Origin of the sequence: Enterobacter sp. WCHEn045836 (assembly GCF_003965585.1) — a bacterium.
GTDB lineage: Bacteria > Pseudomonadota > Gammaproteobacteria > Enterobacterales > Enterobacteriaceae > Enterobacter > Enterobacter dissolvens.
Genome location: NZ_RXPT01000006.1, coordinates 195785 through 219469, shown reverse-complemented (window position 1 = coordinate 219469; position 23685 = coordinate 195785). Strand labels below are relative to the sequence as shown.

General features: G+C 53.6%; 24 protein-coding genes. 18 read left to right on the top strand and 6 right to left on the bottom strand.

Annotated features, from left to right (window positions below; genetic code table 11):
* Nucleotides 1-62 precede the first annotated feature (62 nt).
* From thpR to EKN38_RS10140, 16 genes are all read left to right on the top strand, one after another.
* Nucleotides 63-617: an RNA 2',3'-cyclic phosphodiesterase gene (gene thpR / locus EKN38_RS10215; RefSeq protein ID WP_014830695.1), complete on the top strand. Its 555-nt coding sequence runs from the start codon at nt 63-65 to the stop codon at nt 615-617.
* Nucleotides 607-1311: a DNA/RNA nuclease SfsA gene (gene sfsA, locus EKN38_RS10210; RefSeq protein WP_014830694.1), complete on the top strand. Its 705-nt coding sequence runs from the start codon at nt 607-609 to the stop codon at nt 1309-1311. The genes thpR and sfsA overlap by 11 nt, the downstream gene beginning before the upstream one ends.
* Nucleotides 1312-1487: 176 nt before the next feature.
* Nucleotides 1488-1943, top strand: coding sequence for an RNA polymerase-binding protein DksA (gene dksA / locus EKN38_RS10205; protein ID WP_013095632.1), 456 nt, complete (start codon nt 1488-1490; stop codon nt 1941-1943).
* 59 nt (nt 1944-2002) lie between these two features.
* Nucleotides 2003-2893: a tRNA glutamyl-Q(34) synthetase GluQRS gene (gene gluQRS / locus EKN38_RS10200; RefSeq protein WP_047360392.1), complete on the top strand. Its 891-nt coding sequence runs from the start codon at nt 2003-2005 to the stop codon at nt 2891-2893.
* A gap of 42 nt (nt 2894-2935) precedes the next feature.
* On the top strand, nt 2936-4333 hold the full coding sequence (pcnB, locus tag EKN38_RS10195; RefSeq protein ID WP_074163208.1) for a polynucleotide adenylyltransferase PcnB: 1398 nt from the start codon (nt 2936-2938) through the stop codon (nt 4331-4333).
* Nucleotides 4330-4809 (top strand): 2-amino-4-hydroxy-6-hydroxymethyldihydropteridine diphosphokinase, encoded by a 480-nt coding sequence (folK, locus tag EKN38_RS10190; RefSeq protein WP_014830691.1) that lies wholly within the window; start codon nt 4330-4332, stop codon nt 4807-4809. Before pcnB ends, folK begins: the two co-directional genes overlap by 4 nt.
* A gap of 123 nt (nt 4810-4932) precedes the next feature.
* Nucleotides 4933-5724, top strand: a complete 792-nt coding sequence (gene panB, locus EKN38_RS10185) for a 3-methyl-2-oxobutanoate hydroxymethyltransferase (protein WP_014830690.1) — start codon at nt 4933-4935, stop codon at nt 5722-5724.
* 11 nt (nt 5725-5735) lie between these two features.
* Nucleotides 5736-6587, top strand: coding sequence for a pantoate--beta-alanine ligase (gene panC, locus EKN38_RS10180; RefSeq protein WP_014830689.1), 852 nt, complete (start codon nt 5736-5738; stop codon nt 6585-6587).
* A 59-nt stretch (nt 6588-6646) separates the two neighbouring features.
* Nucleotides 6647-7027: an aspartate 1-decarboxylase gene (panD, locus tag EKN38_RS10175; protein ID WP_003856284.1), complete on the top strand. Its 381-nt coding sequence runs from the start codon at nt 6647-6649 to the stop codon at nt 7025-7027.
* Nucleotides 7028-7429: 402 nt separating this feature from the next.
* The gene (locus EKN38_RS10170; RefSeq protein ID WP_014830688.1) at nt 7430-8017 is read left to right on the top strand and encodes a fimbrial protein; all 588 of its coding nucleotides are present in this window, start codon (nt 7430-7432) and stop codon (nt 8015-8017) included.
* Nucleotides 8018-8078: 61 nt separating this feature from the next.
* Nucleotides 8079-8816, top strand: coding sequence for a fimbrial chaperone (locus EKN38_RS10165; RefSeq protein ID WP_014830687.1), 738 nt, complete (start codon nt 8079-8081; stop codon nt 8814-8816).
* A gap of 65 nt (nt 8817-8881) precedes the next feature.
* Nucleotides 8882-11461, top strand: coding sequence for an outer membrane usher protein (locus EKN38_RS10160; RefSeq protein WP_043951566.1), 2580 nt, complete (start codon nt 8882-8884; stop codon nt 11459-11461).
* Nucleotides 11462-11474: 13 nt separating this feature from the next.
* Nucleotides 11475-12053 (top strand): fimbrial protein, encoded by a 579-nt coding sequence (locus EKN38_RS10155; RefSeq protein ID WP_014830685.1) that lies wholly within the window; start codon nt 11475-11477, stop codon nt 12051-12053.
* Between the two features lie 24 nt (nt 12054-12077).
* Nucleotides 12078-12635 carry a fimbrial protein gene (locus EKN38_RS10150; RefSeq protein WP_014830684.1) on the top strand — a complete coding sequence of 186 codons (558 nt, stop codon included), beginning with the start codon at nt 12078-12080 and terminating at the stop codon, nt 12633-12635.
* A 29-nt stretch (nt 12636-12664) separates the two neighbouring features.
* The gene (locus tag EKN38_RS10145; RefSeq protein WP_014830683.1) at nt 12665-13270 is read left to right on the top strand and encodes a fimbrial-like protein; all 606 of its coding nucleotides are present in this window, start codon (nt 12665-12667) and stop codon (nt 13268-13270) included.
* Nucleotides 13271-13294: 24 nt separating this feature from the next.
* Nucleotides 13295-14368, top strand: coding sequence for a fimbrial protein StkG (locus EKN38_RS10140; RefSeq protein ID WP_014830682.1), 1074 nt, complete (start codon nt 13295-13297; stop codon nt 14366-14368).
* Nucleotide 14369: 1 nt separating this feature from the next.
* Here the strand turns inward: EKN38_RS10140 and EKN38_RS10135 are convergent, their stop codons facing one another.
* From EKN38_RS10135 to EKN38_RS10120, 4 genes are all read right to left on the bottom strand, one after another.
* Nucleotides 14370-15617 carry a polysaccharide deacetylase family protein gene (locus tag EKN38_RS10135; protein ID WP_014830681.1) on the bottom strand — a complete coding sequence of 416 codons (1248 nt, stop codon included), beginning with the start codon at nt 15615-15617 and terminating at the stop codon, nt 14370-14372.
* 63 nt (nt 15618-15680) lie between these two features.
* A complete protein-coding gene (locus tag EKN38_RS10130; RefSeq protein ID WP_014830680.1) occupies nt 15681-16121 on the bottom strand; it encodes a PTS sugar transporter subunit IIA in 441 nt (146 codons plus the stop codon).
* Between the two features lie 107 nt (nt 16122-16228).
* Complete coding sequence (locus EKN38_RS10125) at nt 16229-16999, bottom strand: ABC transporter permease (protein WP_013095617.1); 771 nt, start codon at nt 16997-16999, stop codon at nt 16229-16231.
* Nucleotides 16996-17922: an ABC transporter ATP-binding protein gene (locus tag EKN38_RS10120; RefSeq protein WP_126522044.1), complete on the bottom strand. Its 927-nt coding sequence runs from the start codon at nt 17920-17922 to the stop codon at nt 16996-16998. The genes EKN38_RS10125 and EKN38_RS10120 overlap by 4 nt, the downstream gene beginning before the upstream one ends.
* Before the next feature lie 107 nt (nt 17923-18029).
* Here EKN38_RS10120 and can point away from each other — a divergent pair, with 107 nt between their 5' ends.
* The gene (gene can, locus EKN38_RS10115; RefSeq protein WP_014830678.1) at nt 18030-18692 is read left to right on the top strand and encodes a carbonate dehydratase; all 663 of its coding nucleotides are present in this window, start codon (nt 18030-18032) and stop codon (nt 18690-18692) included.
* 60 nt (nt 18693-18752) lie between these two features.
* On the opposite strand, the gene hpt is transcribed toward can, so the two are convergent.
* On the bottom strand, nt 18753-19289 hold the full coding sequence (hpt, locus tag EKN38_RS10110; RefSeq protein ID WP_013095614.1) for a hypoxanthine phosphoribosyltransferase: 537 nt from the start codon (nt 19287-19289) through the stop codon (nt 18753-18755).
* A 208-nt stretch (nt 19290-19497) separates the two neighbouring features.
* Here hpt and EKN38_RS10105 point away from each other — a divergent pair, with 208 nt between their 5' ends.
* Nucleotides 19498-21888: a glucose/quinate/shikimate family membrane-bound PQQ-dependent dehydrogenase gene (locus EKN38_RS10105; RefSeq protein WP_014830677.1), complete on the top strand. Its 2391-nt coding sequence runs from the start codon at nt 19498-19500 to the stop codon at nt 21886-21888.
* Nucleotides 21889-21979: 91 nt separating this feature from the next.
* On the opposite strand, the gene cueO is transcribed toward EKN38_RS10105, so the two are convergent.
* Nucleotides 21980-23548, bottom strand: coding sequence for a multicopper oxidase CueO (cueO, locus tag EKN38_RS10100; RefSeq protein WP_014830676.1), 1569 nt, complete (start codon nt 23546-23548; stop codon nt 21980-21982).
* Nucleotides 23549-23685: the final 137 nt, after the last annotated feature.

Here is a 23685-nt window from a genome sequence, read left to right as displayed (position 1 = left end):
GAGGGTTAACATTAGTCGGCGTACATTGTAGCATCGGCGCATATCATTACCGAGTCCCCTGTATGTCTGAGTCGAAACGACTGTTTTTCGCCATTGAGCTGCCCACGCCGATCCAACGACAAATTGTTCGCTGGCGCGCCGAACACTTCCCGCCCGAAGCGGGCCGCCCGGTTGCCGCCGCAAACCTCCACCTGACGCTGGCTTTTCTGGGCGACGTCAGTGGAGAGAAACAGCGCGCCCTGGCGGCGATGGCCGGTCGGATTTCCCAGCCGAGGTTCACGCTGACCCTTGATGATGCGGGGCAATGGCTCCGCTCCCGCGTCGTCTGGCTGGGGACGCGCCAGCCGCCGCGCGGATTATTACAGCTTGCAAATATGCTGCGCGCCCAGGCGGCGCGTAGCGGGTGTTATCAGAGCCCGCAGCCGTTTCATCCCCATATTACGCTGCTGCGCGATGCCGGTCAGGCCGTTGCCATACCGCCACCGGGTTTTCACTGGGCCTTTCCGGTGACCTCATTCGCGCTGTACGAATCTGTTTTTTCACAAGGACGCACCCGCTATACGCCGCTCCAGCGCTGGACGCTGGGCGATACCCTAAGGAATTCTGATGAAGTTTAGTCCTGCACTGCAACGCGCCACGCTTATCCAACGCTACAAGCGTTTTCTCGCCGATGTTATTACCCCTGAGGGGGAACAGTTAACGCTGCACTGCCCCAATACCGGGGCAATGACAGGATGTGCGACACCGGGTGACACGGTCTGGTATTCCACGTCAGAAAATACTAAACGCAAATATCCCTATACCTGGGAAATGACGCAAACCCAGCAAGGGGCATTTATTTGCGTTAACACCCTGCGTGCGAATCAATTAGTTAAGGAAGCCCTGACCAACGGAACCCTTCCCGAACTGGTGGGTTACGGCACGCATAAATCAGAAGTGAAATATGGCGATGAAGGCAGCAGAATTGACTTTATGTTACAGGCGGAAGACCGCCCCGAGTGCTATATTGAAGTCAAATCAGTCACGTTAGCGGAACAGGAAAACGGCTTCTTCCCGGATGCGGTCACGCTACGGGGACAGAAGCATCTGCGGGAGCTGATGAGTGTTGCGGCGGCGGGCAAACGCGCCGTATTGCTGTTTGCGGTTTTGCACTCAGCCATTGAACGATTTTCTCCAGCCCGCCATATTGATCTCAAATACGCGCAATTGTTGAATGAGGCACAAAAGCAGGGGGTAGAGGTTTTGGCTTATAAAGCGGAACTTTCTGCCGATAATATGACTCTGAGATCCTCTCTTCCCATTGTCTTATAAGGGATTAGACGATTGATGATTAAGTGTTCTGGCCGCGTGCGCAAATACGCTTTTCCTCACAGGCTTGTCAAGTGTTACGTTTAGATAATTGCCATACGGAAAAGCATCTGCTATTTATAGCGACCTGATTTTTCCCCCAACACGGGGATCGATAGTGCGTGTTAAGGAGAAGCAACATGCAAGAAGGGCAAAACCGTAAAACATCGTCCCTGAGTATTCTCGCCATCGCTGGGGTGGAGCCGTATCAAGAGAAGCCGGGCGAAGAGTATATGAATGAAGCCCAGCTGTCGCACTTCAAGCGTATTCTTGAAGCATGGCGTAATCAACTCAGGGATGAAGTCGATCGCACCGTTAGTCATATGCAGGATGAAGCGGCTAACTTCCCGGATCCGGTAGATCGTGCCGCTCAGGAAGAAGAGTTCAGCCTGGAACTGCGTAACCGTGACCGCGAGCGCAAACTGATCAAAAAGATCGAAAAAACGCTGAAGAAGGTCGAGGACGAAGATTTTGGCTACTGCGAATCCTGTGGTGTTGAAATCGGCATTCGTCGCCTGGAAGCGCGTCCAACCGCCGATCTGTGCATCGACTGTAAAACGCTGGCAGAAATCCGCGAAAAACAGATGGCGGGTTAATCCCGGTCCTGTTTACCCACTCCAAAGGCGGGAGTCTCTCCCGCCTTATTACTGTTGATATGTCTGAATCTCACTATATCGGGCGCTTCGCGCCATCCCCCTCCGGTGAATTACATTTCGGCTCGTTAATTGCCGCTCTCGGCAGCTACCTGCAGGCGCGCGCCAGCCTGGGCAAATGGCTCGTTCGCATTGAAGATATTGATCCTCCGCGTGAAGTTCCCGGTGCAGCAGACACCATTCTGCGTCAGCTGGAACATTACGGTCTTCACTGGGACGGCGACGTTCTCTGGCAGTCAACACGTCACGACGCCTACCGCGAACGTCTGGCCTGGCTCGCGGAGCAGGGGCTGTCCTATAACTGCACCTGCACCCGCGCGCGCATCCAGAGCGTGGGGGGCGTCTATGACGGCCATTGCCGCACGCTCAATCACGGCCCGGAACACGCCGCCGTACGTCTGTTGCAGCGCGCTCCCGTGCTCCACTTTAACGACCTGCTCTCCGGTGACATTCAGGCGGATGAGCGCCTGGCGCGGGAAGATTTTATTATTCACCGCCGTGACGGACTGTTTGCCTATAACCTGGCGGTGGTGGTGGATGATCACTTTCAGGGCGTCACCGAAATTGTGCGCGGGGCCGATCTGGTCGAGCCTACGGTGCGGCAAATAGCGTTGTATCACCAGTTTGGCTGGACAGCGCCGGATTACATTCATCTGCCGCTGGCCGTCAACGAGCGGGGCAGTAAGCTGTCAAAGCAAAACCACGCCCCTGCCCTGCCAGACGGCGATCCGCGCCCCGTTTTGATCGACGCGTTGCGATTTCTCAACCAGAATGTAACCCATGAATGGCAGGATCTGCACATTGACGAACTGCTGAAAATGGCCATTGCCAACTGGACGCTCAGGGCAGTGCCAAAAATCCAGCATTCTCAAATGCGTTGCGCTGAGCTATGATTAGCCGCTTTTTTCATAACAAAACACACTACGAGGTGTACCATTTTTACCCGAGTCGCTAATTTTTGCCGTAAAGTGCTAAGCCGCGAAGAGAGCATGGCGAATGACGCTATTGCGCAACCCCACATGTCGGTTATTCCGCGTGAGCAGCACAATATTTCCCGCAAAGATATCAGTGAAAATGCCCTCAAGGTGCTCTATCGTCTGAATAAAGCGGGCTACGAGGCCTATCTCGTTGGCGGTGGAGTACGTGATTTACTGCTGGGCAAAAAACCCAAAGATTTCGACGTGACGACCAGCGCCACGCCCGAGCAGGTGCGTAAATTATTCCGCAATTGCCGTCTCGTTGGCCGCCGTTTCCGTCTGGCTCACGTCATGTTCGGGCCAGAAATTATTGAGGTGGCGACGTTCCGTGGACACCACGAAGCGGGGGCATCCGATCGCACGACCTCCCAGCGCGGCCAGAACGGTATGCTGCTGCGCGACAACATCTTCGGTTCTATCGAAGAAGATGCTCAGCGTCGCGATTTCACCATCAACAGCCTTTACTACAGCGTGGCGGATTTCACCGTGCGTGATTACGTCGGCGGCATGCAGGATCTGAAAGAAGGTCTGATTCGCCTGATCGGTACGCCGGAAACCCGCTATCGCGAAGATCCTGTGCGTATGCTGCGCGCCGTGCGTTTCGCCGCCAAGCTGGATATGCGCATCAGCCCGGAGACGGCAGAGCCGATCCCGCGTCTGGCGACGCTTATCAACGACGTGCCACCTGCCCGTCTGTTTGAAGAAGCGCTAAAACTGCTGCAAGCCGGTCACGGATTTGAAACCTACAACCTGCTGCGCGAATATAACCTTTTCCAGCCGTTATTCCCGACCATTACCCGCTACTTCACCGAAAAGGGTGACAGCCCAATGGAACGTATGATCGCACAGGTGTTGAAGAATACCGACACCCGTATCCGCAACGATATGCGCGTGAACCCGGCGTTCCTGTTTGCGGCAATGTTCTGGTATCCGCTGCTGGAAACCGCTCAACGCATTACCCAGGAAAGCGGTCTCGCCTATTACGATGCTTTCGCGCTGGCGGCAAACGACGTGCTGGACGAAGGCTGTCGTACGCTGGCCATCCCGAAACGGATCACCACGCTGGTGCGCGATATCTGGCAGCTTCAGCTGCGTATGTCCCGTCGTCAGGGCAAACGCGCCTGGAAGCTGATGGAGCATCCTAAGTTCCGCGCGGCCTTTGATCTGCTCTCTCTGCGTGCTGAAATTGAACGCAATCAGGAGCTGCAGCGTCTGGCGCAGTGGTGGGCCGAGTTCCAGGTCTCCGCACCGCCGGAGCAAAAAGATATGCTTACCGGCCTTGATGAAGAGCCGGCACCGCGTCGTCGTCACCGTCGTCCGCGCAAGCGCGCACCGCGTCGCGAAGGCACCGCATGACCCTCGCGTATATCGCTATCGGCAGCAATCTGGCCTCTCCGCTGGAGCAGGTTAATGCTGCCGTTCAGGCGCTGGGTGAGATCCCCCAGAGCCGGATCGTCGCTGTCTCCTCTTTTTACCGCACACCACCGCTGGGACCTCAGGATCAGCCTGACTACCTGAACGCCGCCGTGGTGCTGGATACCGCGCTGGATGCCGAAACATTGCTGGATAACACCCAGCGAATCGAGTTGCAGCAGGGCCGCGTGCGCAAAGCCGAACGCTGGGGACCCCGAACCCTGGACCTCGACATTATGCTGTTTGGCAACGAGGTGATTAACACCCCACGCCTGATTGTGCCGCATTACGACATGAAAAATCGTGGGTTTATGCTCTGGCCGCTGTTTGAAGTTGCCCCCGATCTCACCTTCCCGGACGGCATTCCGCTCAGGGACATTCTGGACAACCTCCACGCGGAAAAACCCGCTCGCTGGTAAGCCTGCAACCCTGCCCATTAGCCATAAAATAATTGTGGCTAATCGACTACCTAAAATCATTGTTCCCTCGAATGTTACTGTTAGAATGCGCAAAGATTCGCTTTTGGGCTATCAGGAAACAGTATGAAACCAACCACCATCTCCTTACTGCAGAAATGCAAACAGGAAAAGAGACGCTTCGCCACCATCACCGCATATGACTACAGCTTCGCCAGACTGTTTGCCGAAGAGGGTATCAACGTCATGCTGGTCGGGGATTCGTTAGGGATGACGGTACAAGGGCATGACTCCACCCTGCCGGTCACGGTCGAGGATATTGCCTACCACACCCGTGCCGTGCGCCGTGGCGCCCCCGCTTGCCTGCTGCTTTCCGATCTGCCGTTTATGGCCTACGCCACGCCAGAGCAAGCTTTCGACAATGCGGCGGCCGTGATGCGTGCCGGTGCCAACATGGTCAAAATCGAAGGCGGCGCCTGGCTTGTGGAAACGGTAAAAATGCTCACCGAGCGCGCCGTGCCGGTGTGCGGTCATTTAGGCCTGACGCCACAGTCCGTCAATATCTTTGGCGGTTACAAGGTGCAAGGCCGTGGTGATGCCGCGCAGACGCTGTTTGATGATGCCCTCGCGCTGGAAGCGGCTGGTGCACAGTTGCTGGTACTGGAATGTGTCCCGGTGGAACTGGCAAAACGCATCACCGACGCGCTGTCGATTCCGGTGATTGGGATTGGCGCGGGCAACGTCACCGACGGTCAGATTCTGGTAATGCATGACGCCTTTGGTATTACCGGCGGTCATATCCCGAAATTCGCCAAAAATTTCCTTACTGAAGCGGGCGACATGCGCGCCGCGGTCAGGCAGTATATTGCCGACGTCGAATCCGGTGTTTACCCGGGTGAAGAACACAGTTTTCATTAAGGAGTCTCGTTGTGCTAATCATTGAAACCCTGCCGCTGCTTCGCCAGCATATCCGTCGTGCGCGACAGGAAGGTAAACGTATTGCACTGGTCCCGACCATGGGTAACCTGCATGACGGCCATATGAAACTGGTCGACGAAGCGAAAGCCCGCGCAGATATCGTGGTGGTCAGTATCTTCGTTAATCCAATGCAGTTTGATCGCGCAGACGACCTGGCGCGCTATCCTCGTACGCTGCAGGAAGATTGCGAAAAACTGAAAAAACGCCATGCGGACTTCGTCTTCGCACCGGCACCTGCGGATGTGTACCCTCAGGGTACGGGAGAGGCAACGTACGTTGACGTCCCGGGTATTTCCACCATGCTCGAAGGGGCAAGCCGTCCAGGCCATTTCCGCGGCGTATCGACCATCGTCAGCAAGCTGTTCAATCTGGTGCAGCCTGACGTCGCCTGTTTCGGTGAGAAAGATTTCCAGCAGCTGGCGCTGATCCGCAAGATGGTGGCCGATATGGGCTATGATATCGAGATCGTGGGCGTGCCGATTGTGCGGGCTAAAGATGGTCTGGCGCTCAGCTCCCGTAACGGTTATCTGACCGCTGAGCAGCGTAAGATTGCCCCAGGATTAAGCAAAGTCATGAACACCATGGCAGAGCAACTGTTAGCCAAAGAGTTGTCCGCAGAGGAGATTGTCGCCCTCGCTGAGCAAGCGCTGAACGATAAAGGCTTCCGTGCTGACGACATTCAAATCCGTGATGCCGACACCCTGCTTGAGCTGACCGACGCCAGCAAACGCGCGGTTATTCTGGTGGCAGCATGGCTCGGTCAGGCGCGACTCATCGACAATAAAGTGGTCGAGCTGGCGTAGTCTTCTTACCCTCCCCTCTTACGAGAGGGGTTAACGCATGATGATTAAAGGTACACGTAATGATTCGCAAAATGCTGCAAGGTAAGCTTCACCGTGTGAAAGTCACGCAGGCCGACCTGCACTATGAAGGCTCCTGCGCGATCGATCAGGATTTTCTCGACGCGGCGGGTATTCTTGAAAACGAAGCCATTGATATCTGGAACGTGAACAACGGTAAACGTTTCTCCACCTACGCTATCGCTGCCGAGCGCGGGTCTAAAATTATCTCCGTCAACGGTGCCGCCGCGCACTGTGCCGACGTGGGTGATATTGTGATCATCGCGAGCTTCGTCATGATGTCCGACGAAGAGGCGCGCCGCTGGCAGCCTAAAGTGGCCTACTTTGAAGGTGACAACGAGATGAAACGCACCGCGAAGGCGATCCCGGTGCAGGTTGCCTGAATCCGGTGAGGAGCGGATTTCTCAGGATCCGCTCCTTCAGTGACAATAAGTACTTCATACTTTTATCGCTAATAACATCACTCCTCATTTATTTATCCTGTTTCCCTCCCCCATCGCGCCTGTTTTTTTTAAAAAATACATTTCCCTAAATAATATAATAATGGAAATGATCCTTACCATTTATAATTTATATCGTACCAGAATGCGTTCGACGCGCTAAAAAAACTCCTCCCTGCATTCTTTTATAGAATTTTCAAGATCATTTTCAGTAACTTATCCGGACCCTCACTTTTTCTAACGATGATATTAAGCAATTTTAAATACCCAACGCATTCAGAGATCCCTATCATCTTTTTTGCTTGAATTACATCAGTGAAATGTTTTTTAAATGGAATTTTAATCATGTTAAAAAAAACGCTATTAGCTTCAGTTGTAACTTTATTCGTAACAGGTTCTTTTTCAGCAACTGCAGACACAGATCTGGGTTTAATCACCTTTGATGGTGCAGTAACTGATACAACATGTAATATTTCCACTTCTAATGGTGAAGCACAAAACAATATCACCATCACCTTACCGGTTGTTAAAAAATCTGAGGTTGAATCCACCACCGTCGATACCGGCGTCGGCTCTAAGAATTTTGAACTGCTGCTCACCAACTGCCCTGAAACATTAAAGAGTGCGTCTGCAAACTTCATGTCTAAAAATATGGGTGCCATTGCAAACGGTACCATTGAACCTGACGCCGGCGTAGCAGGCGCAGCAACGAACGTTGCACTTGCCCTGTATAACAATGCCCCAACAACCTCTTCTCGTATTATGGTCGGCCAGCCAGACAATAATACGCAGAAAGCCGACCTGAATGCAGGTTCCGCTAAACTGTTCTACCGCGTTGCTTATGTCCCTGGCGCCAACTGGGTGAAAGACACGAATCCTGTACAGTCAGGTAAAGTCAGCGCCAACGCTTACTTCACCATGAGCTACGAATAATTTATCCCTGCCGTTAATGTGCCCCGCTGGGCACATTTTTCGTATTTTTTCGAGAATATACATGTACGTACTGAATATTAAGAGCGGATTAAAAGCCCTGCTGCTGGCCTCGGTGAGCGTTTTTGCTCTTAACGCCAGTGCAGATATTGTCATTTCTGGCACCCGAATCATTTATCCTGAATCGGCAAAGGACGTAACGGTATCGATGGATAACCGTGGCACCCGGCCTTTACTGGTACAAACCTGGCTCGATGACGGAAGAGATAGCACCAATCCTCAGGAGCTCAAGCTTCCCTTTATTGTTACCCCCCCGGTTTCGCGTGTTGAACCGCAAAAAGGGCAAACCGTCAGAATCACCTGGCTTGGTCAGACATTGCCAAAAGATAAAGAGTCCCTGTTCTGGTTTAACGTTCTGGAAGTTCCGCCAAAAGCAAAGGAGAGCGACAACCAAAGCATGCTTCAGCTTGCTTTCCGTACCCGCATAAAACTCTTTTTCCGTCCTACAGGGTTGAAAGGGGAACCGACAGAGGCAGCCAAAAATCTTAAATGGTCTCAAACCCGACAAGGGCAAAAAGTCGTTTTAAGTGCGAAAAATGACTCGCCGTATTATGTTTCGCTGGCGAGTGCATCGCTTATTTCAGGCGGTAAACGTTACGAGATCGAAACGCATTATATTGAGCCGTTCTCAAGCCAGACAATGAATGTGAAAAACGCCCCCCTGACAGGCAATAGCAAAATAACCTGGCAAGCCATCAATGATTACGGTGGAATTGATAAATATGAGTTTATACAGAATTGACCCTGTATTCATTTCATATCATTCGCAAGAACTATAATTGGCTTTGCTCTGGGACAGAGTTCATCATGCACTTTAGACGTTCGCTACTATGTTTATCGATAAGTGCGGTATTGCCGTTATGTGCATTTGCTGCTGAAAATAATAAAGAAGAAGACGTGCAGTTTAACGAGCAGTTTCTTTATAACACCGGTGCATCAATTGATGTCAGTCGCTTTTCAAAGGGCAACCCTGTAATTGCCGGAACCTATAAGGTGAAGGTAATTATTAACGGGAAACCTTCCGTTACCACGGATCTTCTCTTTAAGGAGAATGGCACTCCACGCGCCACGCCCTGTATCACCCCTAAACTGCTCACTCAGGCAAATGTCACCATCGAGCAACTTAAACAAGCAGAGGGGGATTCTGAGGACACCTGTGTCTCTGTGTCGAACGCCTATCCCGGGTCACGCGTGGCTTACGATCCTTCCACTCAGGAGTTAGACCTTTCCATTCCGCAGGCTTTCGTTATTCAGCGTCCCTCAGGGTTTGTCGATCCTTCGCTTTGGGAAGACGGTATCCCGGTAGCCATGCTCTCCTGGGATCTCAATGGCTGGCACGCCGACACACCTGACTCCACCACGGATACGGCCTATGCAGGCTTACGCTATGGGGCAAATCTGGGGCCATGGCGACTCCGCGCACGCGGCAACCTGAACTGGGATCAGGATTCCGGTACCCATTACGCCAGCCAGGACATTTATCTTCAGCGTGATATCACGCCCCTTAAAGCGCAGTTTATCGCCGGAGATTCCTATACCCGTGGTGACGCCTTCGATTCCATTAGCCTGCGCGGGGCGCGTTTATATAACGATGACCGTATGCTTCCTAACGGCATATCAACCTATGCGCCGGTGATCCGGGGAGTCGCAAACAGTAATGCCAAAGTCACGATCGCCCAAAGTGGCAATACGATTTACGAAACGTCTGTACCGCCAGGGCCATTTGAAATCTCGGATCTCAGTACAACAGGTTACGGAAGCGATCTTATCGTCACGGTAGAAGAGACGGATGGGAGCAAACGTTCCTTCTCAGTCGCCTATTCTTCCGTCGCGCAAATGCTTCGCCCTGGCTACTTGCGATGGGATATCGGCGTAGGTGAACTGCGTGACGACAGCCTGCACGACAAACCAATGGTGGGATATGCCACGGGGTATTATGGCTTAACCAATACCTTCACGGGCTATGCAGGGCTGGAATACACCGATAGCGATTTCTACGCCGCATTGCTGGGTATTGCGATGAACACCCGTGTGGGTGCATTCGCCTTTGATGCCACGCATTCTGACGCCCGGATTGACGGCTTACGACATCTCACCGGCGAAAGTTATCGCATCTCCTACAGCAAACTCATGGAAGCCACGAATACCTCTTTCAACGTCGCCGCTTACCGGTTTTCAACGTCTGACTACCTCAGCCTGAATGATGCAGCCTCGTTGACCAATGAGATCAAATACCGTGACAGGGAACGTAACCCTGAACGTAATAACCGCGATGTGTATCAGACCTTCCAGCGCATGAAAAACCAGATCCAGGTAAATATCAGCCAGCCGTTGAAAATGGCTGACCTTGATTTGGGATCGCTGTATGTCAACTCAACCTGGCAGGACTACTGGAATGAAAGTAGTTCGTCCGCGCAATACTCCGTTGGCCACAGTCATTCGCTAAGCTGGGGAAGTTATAGCCTCTCCGTGCAGCGCACCTACAATGAGTTCGGGGAAAAAGATGACAGTGTCTATCTGAACCTCACTATTCCATTCGACACGCTGATGGGTAACGGCAAGCGTGCGGGCGGATTCTCCTCACTCACGACGGGCATCGGCAGCGATTTACAAGGTGGCGGGAGTTTTAACGCCAGCGTCAATGGCAGCACTGAAGATAATCGCTTCAGTTACAGCATTACCGAAAGCACCACGCGTAATGACGATACGTTAAACCAGCTCAGCGGCTACGGCAGTTACAACGGCCCGCATGGACCGATGAGCCTTTCCGTCTCAGCCTCAGATGACGATTCGCGGCAATATTCTGCCAGCTATAGCGGCGGGTTGGTTCTGCACTCGGGTGGCGTAACACTTGCACCCGGCAGCATCAGCGAAAGCGATACGCTTGCGTTGATTAAAGCAGAGGGAGCAGACGGTGCCCGCGTCTCTACCGGTAACGGCGAAATCGGCGCCTCAGGCTATGCCCTTATGCCCTATCTGTCCGCCTACCGTGAAAACAGCGTAGGTCTTGATATCAGCGAGATGCGCTCTGACGTGGAAGTGAAAAATACCCGCTCCACCACCGTTCCCCGCAGCGGTGCCGTTGTGCTGGTTAACTTTGAAACCGATCAGGGGCGTTCCGTGTTAATGGAACTGACGCGTGACGACGGTGGATTTATTCCATTAGGCGCCGATGTGCAAACCGACCAGGGCGTATCCGTGGGTAGCGTGGGTCAGGCCGGGCAAGCCTGGATCCGCGGAATTGAAGATAAAGGAACGTTAAACATCGTCTGGGGAAGTGAGCCGGGCTCATCCTGTAGCGCCACCTACCAGATCCCACCGGATGCGAAAAAGATTGGACCGACAACGCTGCTGACGGGCCAGACCTGCCACGTTACAGCCTTATAAAGGGAGTTAAAACATGCTTTTTAAAGCCTGGAAAAAAACAGGATTCTTTATTTTAAGTACAGGGCTGATGGCCCTGTCACTGGAATCATACGCCGACACACTCGATATTACTTTTACCGCTAATATCCGCGACACCACCTGCGATATGAAAATTGAAGGCGGCAGCGGTGATGGCAGCAGCAACGTTATCCCCATTGGCACTAACGGCAAGGTGCGCCTGGATTACATCATCCTGAAAAATGCCAAAGCGACGACCAACTTTAAACTCAAAATGGTCTCCTGCCCGTCAAGTCTGACATCGCTGAAAACAACCATTAGCGGTAGTGCCAGCCCTGTAACTACGGCCATTAAGAACTCACTCTCCGGCGAAGGCAGCGCGGAGCATATTGGTGTGGCGATTTCCCGCACCGCCACCCCGGATGCCCCGTTTGTCATCAATTCATTCACCGATACGCAGCGCCTCATCTGGTCGAGCGGAGAAATAAGTGCTGGCGAGGTTTCACTCCTGGCGACGCTGGTGGAAACCGCAAGCGGGCAAGGCACGACCGGCAACTTTAGCGGTATCGCTACGTTTAATTTCACCTATGAATAACTGGCAGCAATACGGAGCGTTGAGATGAAAAAGAAAATGACATTACTGGTGCTTGCGATGACTGCCACCCTGCCTTCCGTTGCGTTAAGCACCATTACAGGCACCACAAGCGTTGAGGCCACGTTTACGTCCACCATAGAGGCCGGCACCTGCAATGCGGAGATACAAGATGCCGGCGGAGCACCTATAAGCATTTTACCGTTTGGCGACGTGTTTAAGTCCGACCTTGTGAGCAAGAACCGAAGAGGGGCATTCAAAATCGCGTTCACCAATTGTGCCGGGGTCAAAAATGCCGCCATTCAGGCCACGCCGGGGGCAGGCGGGTCGTGTACCGGTAATGCTAAAAATGGAACCTCGTATGCCGCCGGGCATAACGTCGGTTTTGAAATCTGGAAAGGCACTGTCGACTCAGGCTCCCTGTTGAACTGCGCCACAGCCCCGACCTCTCTCGTCAACCTCTCTAACGGGACGGGGAAGTTTGAAATGGATGCGCGCATCGTCATTGCGCAAGATAAAACGATTTCTGACGTGACCACGGGGTCGGTCAGCGCACCAGTGACGTTTATCGTGACCTATCAATAATGTTAATTCAGACAGGTAGCTTAAACAGGATGTTCCACTCCCGCTTCTTTATTAAAAATAGGGTGTCCTGGCTCACCCTCTGCCTGGGTTTTCCCGCTGCGGGGATTACCTCAAGCCTGGAAATGGATATGACGGCAAACATTATCAACAATACGTGCCAGGTGAGTATTCCTGATAGCGGAAACGTAACGCTGCCAACGGTGGGAAGGGCGTGGTTTTATACTGCGGATGGCGCCGATCGCCTTAAGCCAGCGGACCCCGCAGGAGGAACACGCTTCATGATTCAGGTGTTGGACTGTAGCGGGGATGAATCCGGAGCCGGGCAAGCGCTGCACTTTACCTTTAAACCGCAGGCTGCCCAAATTGATGGCATTTCCAAACAAATATTCAGTAATGAGACGTCCGCCATCGCAGGCGGCGCAGAGAATGTGGGGATTGTCATTTTTTCAGAATCCAGTAATCAAAACGTCCTCGACAGCGAGGGGCAGTCTGATGTGGCAGTCAAAATAGCCACGCCATCAGACCAACAAAGCTATTTGAAAGCGTATAACTTTTACGCCCGCTACCAAAATTACGGCCCGGTCAGCGCAGGAAAAGTGACCGCGCGCGCATTGGTCAGCGTGACATATCGCTAACAGGCAACGCTAAAAGGAAGAACTATGGCACAGCGTCCTGGGATAACTGTTTCCCCACGTTTTTACGGTTTTATTATTTTATTTATGTGCTTAACCATGAGTGCCTTTTACGCCAGTGCAGCCGAGGAGTGCCAGATTGGGAGTGCTAAGCCACGTGCGGTTGGCGATTTTACGGGTGGAAAACCGACGTTAAGAGCGGTGGATGCCGTCACCGCTCCCACAAAAATCAGTACCCTCTATCCCTTAAGCCTAACCCCCCGGTTGATGAGCGTATGCTCAGGTGGACAACATGGAGAAAACATCTTTACCGCAACACGGGCTACCCTGCAGGTGGGCAGCATCGACGGTAAAGCCTTATTCAAAACCAATGTGACCGGCATTGCTTATGCCCTGGCGTTTCGAACAATAGGTACGGGAGTCACGGCCTATTTTGCCCCCAGCACAAACTGGTTTCTGACGTTACATTTGGAGGATCAGGATGAATTATTGCAATACCGAACCTGGGAGGCCGCGGTCGAGTTTTATCAGCTTCCCAGCTTTGCCGGGGTTCCCGCGGAGGTGGTCTCCGTTGGCCCTGCCGGAGGGACTATCGGAGACTTTGGTATTGGCGATCCCTATGCACCTAATGATGACCATCCAGGCACAACCATCAGCATTGCCGACATGGCATTCACAACACCAATAATAAAACCAACCTGCACCCTTACGGCCCCCAAAACCGTGGATCTGGGGGATTATGGTGTATCCGACCTGGAGAACGATAACACCTTAAACGTATATGCGGCGGTGTCCGGGAATTGCACCAACACACGTAAAATCACCATGAAGTTGACCACCAGTAAGACCACCGGCACTGATGGCACATTACTCGCCAATACCGCATCCTCGAATGCAGCAAAAGGCGTAGGAGTGTTTCTGATGTGGCCGGACAACAGCCAGGTGGTGCCTAATTCCACTAACAGCTATACCACGCGGGAGAACACCACCATTGCATTATTCAGCCGGTTACTTACGGCCCGGTTAGTTAAGTCTGGTACAGAAAAAGTCACCTCTGGCACGTTCAGCACCATCGGCACCCTGCAGTTCACCTATGAGTAATTTATCCCTGCGGCTGGTTGCTGATCAGCCGCGACATCGTCTCCAGCGAATCCGTTCTTAAGATATACAGGCGTTTCAGTAAGAACGGATTATCCCCCGGCTTAACCTTCCCTTTCACCGTCGTGACGGCCAGATGAAAACCGGCGTCATTCGCGGCTTTTATCGCTTTGTTGTCGTAGCCACCAAAGGGATAAGAGAGATACAGCACGCGCGGGTTAAACTGCGCCAGCCCCCGGCGCGAGCGTTCAAAATCAAACAAAATCACGTGGTAGCTGCGGCTCAGTAAAATCGGATGTTTAATACCATCGACGCGGTGCAGGAAGTGCGTGTGGGACTGAATATCGAACACGTCCTGGATGCCCTTCAACTCCTGAACGCTCATAAACTGCAGCGATTTTGGATCCCACTTCTGGGGATGGCGCTTAATGCGCGATGAGATGATAAATGCCGTGGCGTTAAACCCGTACTCTTTCAGAATCGGGTAAGCGTAGCGGCTCACGGATTTCAGCCCGTCATCAAAGGTGATCACCACCGATTTGGCAGGCAGGTTCATTTTGTTACGCACGTACCCTTCCAGTTGATACATCGTCAGGGTGGTATACCCCTGGTCGCGCAGCCAGGCCATCTGGTTATTGAACGCACGCACGCTGGTGGTGGTAGACGTATGTCGAAAACGCGTGTTCTCTTCATCACGCAAAATATGATGGTAGGTCAGAACCGGGAGGCCGTTATCTTCCTGCGCATCCAGGCTGCTGATCCACGCCAGACGGTTACCGATGCGAATCTGGTACCAGGTCTGGTTTAAGCGGTCCTTGAGTTTGCTTAAAACCGGGTAACGCAGATTGGCACTCAACGTTCCGAATGGCGCACTGCCGCTGGACGGCGCGTTGTACACCGGCGTGTCTTTCCAGGTGATCAGGTTTTGATTACTGAGCGGCTTATTAAGATCGCCAAGGCTGTCCTCAACGCGCTGCTTTCCCTGCACCTGCTCCAGATGGCCTTTATCAATAAAGCCTGTCCCAAATCCGAAGCGAAACTCGTAGTAATCCGCAGCGGTAGGCACAACGGCGAGGATCTGTCCGGCGCTGACATGGCCGACGTTCACGACTTCATTACCCACCTGCGCCCAGATAGCCGCATCCTCGGTGGTTTGCATGTACTGGGCTGGAAGACCTTGCTGACTTAATAAACTGGCTGATGCCCCACCAGAGAGAACCAGCAGGAACAGGAACAAAATACGCGTGAACATGTCTGTGATATCGGTACGAATAAACTGATGCCATTGTAACAAATGCACCATCAATACCAATGTTTAATTCTTATACAGGTCGTGAAGCAGGACAAAGGGAGGATTTTTCTGTTGTTGATGCCACAAGCTGCTGACGCCCGGCTCACCTTGTGCCACGATGGCATGGCGAAACTCTGCGCTGCTTAATAATTCACGCTGTGGATACATTAGCTCCAGTAAGGGAAGGTTAATGCCGGAGATCACTTCACAGCAGTCGTGTTTGTGGCTCAGTAAGGAGGCGGCGCGATACGGCGCTGCACCCGATTTATCGGTGAGAAAGATAACACCTTCGCCGGTGTCGGTTTCATGCAGAGCATCGCACATCATCCGGCTCAACATGTTGGTGCTCAGCCCTTGCCAGTAATTCACCGCGCGACACTGCGCCAGTGGACCAAACCTGGCTTCAAGCTTTATCAACATCTCCTGCGCCTGTTCATCGTGGCAGGTAATGACCCATCCCAGCATAACGTTCTCTCCTTAGCAGGCGAGTAGTTTAGCGGAGTGAAGATTAGCTTACGGTGATAACAGTCAAAGAAAAGTGCCCGGCAACCAGAAAGCCACCGGGCGGAAGGTTAGCTGCGCAGTCCGCGCCCGCGCTGGATTAAATACCAGCACAGCAGGTAGAAGGCGACGATAAACACCACCAGCACCGCCACTGTGGTAAACAGCGGAACGTCAGTAATACCGAGGAAGCCGAAGCGGAACCCGCTGATCATGTAGACAATCGGGTTCAGGTGCGACAACGCCTGCCAGAACGGCGGCAGCAACGTCAGGGAGTAGAACACCCCACCCAGATAGGTCAGCGGGGTCAGGACAAAGGTCGGGATCAGGCTGATATCGTCAAACGTTTTGGCAAACACCGCGTTCAGCAGACCGGCAAGCGAGAACAGGATCGCCGTCAGCAGCAGCGTCAGCCCCACGAACAGCCAGGAGTGCACCTGGAACGGCACGAAGAATAAGGAGATAGCCGTCACCAGGATCCCGACGCACAGGCCGCGGGCCACGCCGCCGCCGACGTAGCCCGCGATGATCACATGCGTTGGTACCGGCGCCACCAGCAGCTCCTCAATGTTGCGCTGGAACTTAGCGCTAAAGAATGACGAAGCCACGTTGGCGTAGGCGTTGGTGATCACCGCCATCATGATCAAACCCGGAACGATAAACTGCATATAGGTAAAGCCGTGCATCTCACCAATGCGGGAACCAATCAGGTTACCGAAGATGATGAAATAGAGCGTCATGGTGATCACTGGCGGCACCAGGGTTTGTACCCAGATGCGCATAAAGCGGTTAATCTCTTTCGCCCAGATGCTTTTCAGCGCGACCCAATAAAGATGCGTCATGCCTTGTCTCCTTGTTTATCCTGCACCAGAGAGACAAACAGCTCTTCCAGTCGGTTCGCTTTGTTGCGCATACTTAAAACCTGAATGCCCTGGGCACTTAACTGGGAGAAGACGCTGTTGATGCCCTGCTCCCGCAATACTTCGACTTCCAGCGTGGAGGTATCGACCAGACGATACTGGTACCCTTCAAGCTTCGGCAGCGCGCTTTTTGCCGCCAGATCGAGAATGAACGTCTCTGATTTCAGCTTCGAGAGCAGATCCTTCATCGAGGTATTTTCCACCAGCTCACCGTTCTGAATGATGCCGATGTTGCGGCACAGCATTTCCGCCACTTCAAGGTAGTGCGTCGTCAGAATAATGGTGGTGCCTTTGTCGTTGAGATCCTTCAGGAACCCCCACATTGAGCGACGCAGCTCAATATCTACCCCGGCGGTGGGCTCGTCGAGGATCAACAGTTTTGGCTCATGCATCAGCGCACGGGCAATCATCAGACGGCGCTTCATGCCGCCAGACAACATACGCGCACGTTCGTTACGCTTTTCCCACAGATCAAGCTGCTTCAGGTACTTTTCGCTTCGTGTTAACGCTTCTTTTCGCTCAACGCCGTAGTAGCCCGCCTGGTTGACGACGATCTGCTGTACCGTCTCGAACGGGTTGAAGTTAAACTCCTGCGGTACCAGCCCGAGCTGGCGTTTGGCGTTGACCACATCTTTTTGCAGATCGTAACCAAAGACGCTGACCCGGCCAGAGGTCTTATTGACCAGCGAACTGATAATGCCGATGGTCGTCGATTTCCCCGCGCCGTTCGGCCCCAGAAGCGCATAGAAATCCCCTGCCTCTACTTTGAGATCTATCCCGCGTAGCGCCTGAACGCCGCCCGGATAGGTTTTTTTAAGCTGCTCAAGCTCCAGTGCAATCGCCATGAATTAAACTTACCTTAGGTTCTGACACACGTTGTGTGGTTTCATTAAAAGTCGGGTTACCCTATAGTAGCGCAACGCAATCACTTGGTTACAGGTCGCTAACCTCCATGAACAACATAGATACACTCATCAGCAACAATGCACTATGGTCAAAAATGCTGGTGGAGGAAGACCCCGGATTTTTTGAAAAGCTTGCGCAAGCGCAGAATCCACGCTTTCTCTGGATTGGATGTTCCGACAGCCGTGTTCCGGCTGAGCGCCTGACGGGCCTTGAGCCCGGCGAACTGTTTGTTCACCGTAACGTTGCCAACCTGGTGATTCATACCGATCTCAACTGCCTGTCTGTGGTTCAGTACGCCGTTGACGTTCTGGAAGTCGAGCACATCATTATTTGCGGTCACTACGGCTGCGGTGGCGTGCAGGCGGCGGTCGAAAATCCGGAACTGGGGCTCATCGATAACTGGTTGCTGCACATCCGCGATATCTGGTTCAAACATAGCTCACTGCTGGGTGAAATGCCGCAGGAACGCCGGATGGACACGCTGTGTGAACTGAACGTGATGGAGCAGGTGTATAACCTGGGTCATTCAACGATCATGCAGTCAGCGTGGAAGCGCGGGCAGAAGGTCTCTATCCACGGCTGGGCATACGGTATTCATGACGGTCTGCTGCGTAACCTCGAAGTGACCGCCACCAACCGCGAAACGCTGGAACAGCGTTACCGTTCAGGAATTGCCAACCTTAAGCTTAAGCACGTGAACCATAAATAAAGCCGGGGGTTTTCTCCCTCTCCCTGTGGGAGAGGGCTGGAGTGAAGGCACCAGGCCGCACTACTCGTCCAGAAGCACAACCTTCCCAACATACGGCAGATGACGATAACGCTGCGCATAGTCAATGCCGTAACCGACGACGAATTCGTCCGGAATGGAGAAGCCCACAAACTCCACCGGCACCTGCACTTCACGACGGTCTGGTTTATCCAGCAGAGTACAGATGGCCAGGGATTTCGGCTCGCGCAGGCTCAGGATCTCGCGCACTTTAGAAAGCGTGTTACCGGAGTCGATGATGTCTTCGACGATCAACACATCTTTGCCACGAATATCTTCATCCAGATCTTTCAGGATTTTCACATCACGGGTTGTGGACATGCCGCTGCCGTAGCTGGAGGCGGTCATAAAATCGACCTCATGTGACACCTGCACTTCACGGCACAGATCTGCCATGAACATGAAAGAGCCACGCAACAGACCGACCAGCACCATTTCGCTGCCGCTGTCCTTGTAATGTTCGGTGATTTGACGACCCAGTTCGGCGATACGCGCTTTGATCTCGGCTTCCGGGATCATCACTTCAACAGTATGTTTCATATTACTAACCATATGATTTTAATGAAAATCTCTCAATGCGGATGAACGTTATTCCGGCATCGATACGCAAGCCAGCCATTATATCAGTAAATGGCTAAGCCTGGCGCATGAGTTATAAAAAGCAAATATTGTGATTCCGATCACACTTGTTAATACCTATAATTAGTTGCTAGCAAATTATTAACAAAAACTGACGAGTACACTTTCTATGGCTGAAACAAACTCTAAACAGCCGCGTCTACTGGTGACACTAACAGCGTTATTCGCCGCCTTCTGCGGCCTGTACCTGTTAATCGGTGGCGTCTGGCTGGTCGCAATCGGCGGCTCCTGGTACTACCCGATAGCGGGTCTGGTTATGCTTGGCGTAACCGTCCTGCTCTGGCGTAGAAAACAATCCGCACTGTGGCTCTATGCTGCATTACTCCTCGCCACCATGATCTGGGGCGTCTGGGAAGTCGGTTTCGACTTCTGGGCACTGACGCCGCGCAGTGACATTCTGGTCTTCTTCGGTATCTGGCTGATCCTGCCGTTCGTCTGGCGTCGCCTGATCGTGCCTTCCAGCGGTGCCGTTGCGGCGCTGGTGGTTGCCCTGCTCATCAGTGGCGGCATCCTGACCTGGGCCGGCTTTAACGATCCGCAGGAGATCAACGGAACGCTGAACGCAGAGTCAACCCCTGCTGCGGCTATCTCGCAGGTCGCGGACGGTGACTGGCCGGCGTATGGGCGTAACCAGGAAGGTCAGCGCTACTCCCCGCTGAAGCAAATCAACGCGGACAACGTGAAAAACCTGAAAGAAGCCTGGGTATTCCGTACCGGCGATCTGAAGATGCCGAACGATCCAGGTGAGCTGACCAACGAAGTGACGCCGATTAAAGTGGGCAACATGCTTTATCTGTGTACGGCGCACCAGCGTCTGTTCGCGCTCGACGCGGCCACCGGTAAAGAGAAATGGCACTTCGATCCGCAGCTGAACTCCAACCCGTCGTTCCAGCACATCACCTGCCGTGGCGTCTCTTACCACGAAGCGCGCGCGGACAATGCCAGCCCGGACGTCATTGCCGACTGTCCTCGCCGCATTATGCTGCCGGTGAACGATGGCCGCCTGTTCGCGATTAACGCCGAAACGGGCAAGCTGTGCGAAACCTTCGCCAACAAAGGTATCCTGAATCTGCAGACCAACATGCCGGACACCACGCCGGGTCTGTATGAACCCACCTCACCGCCCATCATCACAGATAAGACTATTGTGATTGCTGGTTCGGTCACGGATAACTTCTCCACCCGCGAAACCTCTGGCGTTATTCGTGGTTTCGACGTAAACACCGGTAAACTGCTGTGGGCCTTCGATCCGGGCGCGAAAGATCCTAACGCGATCCCGTCTGATGAACACACCTTTACCTTTAACTCGCCAAACTCCTGGGCACCGGCCGCGTATGACGCGAAGCTGGATCTGGTTTACCTGCCAATGGGTGTGACCACGCCTGATATCTGGGGCGGTAACCGTACCCCTGAGCAGGAACGTTATGCCAGCTCCATTCTGGCGCTGAACGCGACCACCGGTAAACTGGCCTGGAGTTACCAGACCGTACACCACGATCTGTGGGATATGGACATGCCGTCCCAGCCAACGCTGGCGGACATTACCGTTAACGGCAAAACCGTTCCGGTGATTTATGCTCCGGCGAAAACCGGTAACATCTTCGTCCTGGACCGTCGTAACGGCAAGCTGGTTGTGCCTGCACCGGAAAAACCGGTTCCTCAGGGCGCGGCAAAAGGCGATTACGTCACGAAAACGCAGCCGTTCTCTGACCTGAGCTTCCGTCCGAAGAAAGACCTCAGCGGGGCAGACATGTGGGGTGCCACCATGTTTGACCAGCTGGTATGCCGCGTGATGTTCCATCAACTGCGCTATGAAGGCATCTTCACCCCGCCTTCTGAGCAGGGCACGCTGGTCTTCCCGGGTAACCTGGGGATGTTCGAATGGGGCGGGATCTCCGTTGACCCTAACCGTCAAGTCGCGATCGCCAACCCGATGGCGCTGCCGTTTGTCTCTAAACTGATCCCACGTGGTCCAGGTAACCCGATGGAGCAGCCAAAAGACGCGAAAGGCAGCGGTACCGAAGCCGGTATTCAGCCGCAGTATGGCGTACCGTTTGGCGTCACCCTGAATCCGTTCCTGTCTCCGTTTGGTTTGCCATGTAAACAGCCTGCCTGGGGATATATCTCCGGTCTGGATCTGAAAACCAACCAGATCGTGTGGAAAAAACGTATTGGTACCCCACAGGACAGCATGCCGTTCCCGATGCCGGTTCCGGTGCCGTTCAACATGGGTATGCCAATGCTGGGTGGCCCAATCTCCACCGCCGGTAACGTGCTGTTCATCGCGGCAACCGCAGATAACTACCTGCGCGCGTACAACATGACCAACGGTGAGAAACTGTGGCAAGGCCGTCTGCCAGCCGGTGGACAGGCTACGCCGATGACCTATGAAGTGAATGGCAAGCAGTACGTTGTCATCTCTGCGGGCGGTCACGGTTCGTTTGGCACGAAGATGGGCGACTATATTGTCGCGTATGCGTTGCCGGACGACGCAAAATAAATGCAAAACGGCAACCTCGGTTGCCGTTTTTTATGTTTGTTCCCGCTCCCACAGGGAGAGGGCCAGGGTGAGGGCATCAGGCCGCGGGTGCCTAAACCGTGAAACCCAGCATCATCCCCGTATCTTCATGCTCCAGCAGATGGCAGTGCGCCATATAGGCAAACTCCTTCGGCGCAGCATGGTCAAACTTCACCAGCACCTCGCTGACGCCGCCTTCCACTCTCACTGTATCTTTCCAGCCCGCGCGATGCGTATCCGGCGCTTTGCCGTTCTCTGAAAGAATACGGAACTGGGTGCCGTGAATATGGAACGGATGCAGCATCATGTCGCCTTCGCCTGAAATCACCCAGCGCTCAAACTGCCCTTTTGTGGCAGCGAACATCGGCGTGTTCATGTCGAACGCCTGGCCGTTTATCCTGTTGGCGTTGTGGAAATCAAACCCGTGACCGCCGTGATTCATGTTGCCCATTCCACCCATTTTGCCATGGTCCATATTCATATGGCCCATCATCTGCCCGTGGTGCATCCCCGCCATCGCCTGGTCGCCATATTTCTTCATCAGCGCCTGCATGCCCATCATATCGAGCATCGGATCCATCGAAAGCTGCAGTTTGCGCTGGGTTAGACCATCAAGCGACGGGAGGGCTGGCAGCGTGGTTAAGGTATCTGGCAGGATCCCGGATGCGGCGATCTGCAGAGGCTGAATGCGTAATACCGGATGAGGCTTATCAAATGGCGCAACGGCCATGCCCATCTGGCTGACCGGGAGCGTCACCAGGTCAAACGGCTTACCGTCGCTGATGTCCACCAGCACCTCAAAGCGCTCGCCCATCAGCATAGGGAGTTCCTGCACTTTGACCGGCTCAGGCAGCAGTCCACCGTCGCTCGCCACCACGTACAGCGGGCGTTTATCGCTGGCGGCAAAATTCAGCGAGCGCGCATTACATCCGTTGAGCAGACGTAACCGCAACCAGCCTTTTGGCGCGGCGTGCTGGGGGTAAATCGCGCCATTAGTCAGCAGCGTGTCGCCAAACCAGCCGACCGCCGCGCTCATCACATCGAGCTGATAATCAATCTGACCGTCTGCGGTAAATTTTTTGTCCTGCACAATGACCGGCACATCATCGATACCCCACTGTTTGGGCAGACGCAGCAGGCGGCTTTCGTCATCTTCAATTAGCACCAGGCCTGCCAGCCCCATTGCCACCTGATGACCTGTTTTGCCGTGCTGATGCGGGTGGAACCAGCAGGTCGCCGCCCGCTGCTCGGGGGTAAAAGTCACGGTGCGCTTCCCGCCCGCTTTAATAATCCCTTGCGGGCCGCCGTCAACCTCGCCCGGCACTTCCAGTCCGTGCCAGTGCAGCGTCGTCTCTTCTGCCAGCGTGTTGTGAATATCAACGGTGACGGCTTTCCCTCTGCGCAGCTGCAGCGCCGGGCCAAGCAGATTGCCGTTATAGCCCCAGGTGGTGGTGTTATATTTGCCAAACGCCGTTTTACCGGACTGAACCACTAGCTGGATACGGCCACGGGCATCGGCGGTCAATAAATCAGGAATGGGTAAGGCAGGTCTGTCGGCCGCCAGAACCGCGCGACTCCACAGTGGTAATGCGCTGGCAACCCCCAACGCAACGGAATATTTTAGAAATTCACGACGTTGCATATTCATTTCCTTATTTCGTGCAGACGATCTTTTGAGCATAAACCCTCCCCTTACCGGAAGGTCAAGTAACGCGGCAATAATAAAGATCGTCGCACTGGCACCAAATATGCTAACGTTGATTTTCCGTGATGCAGTGG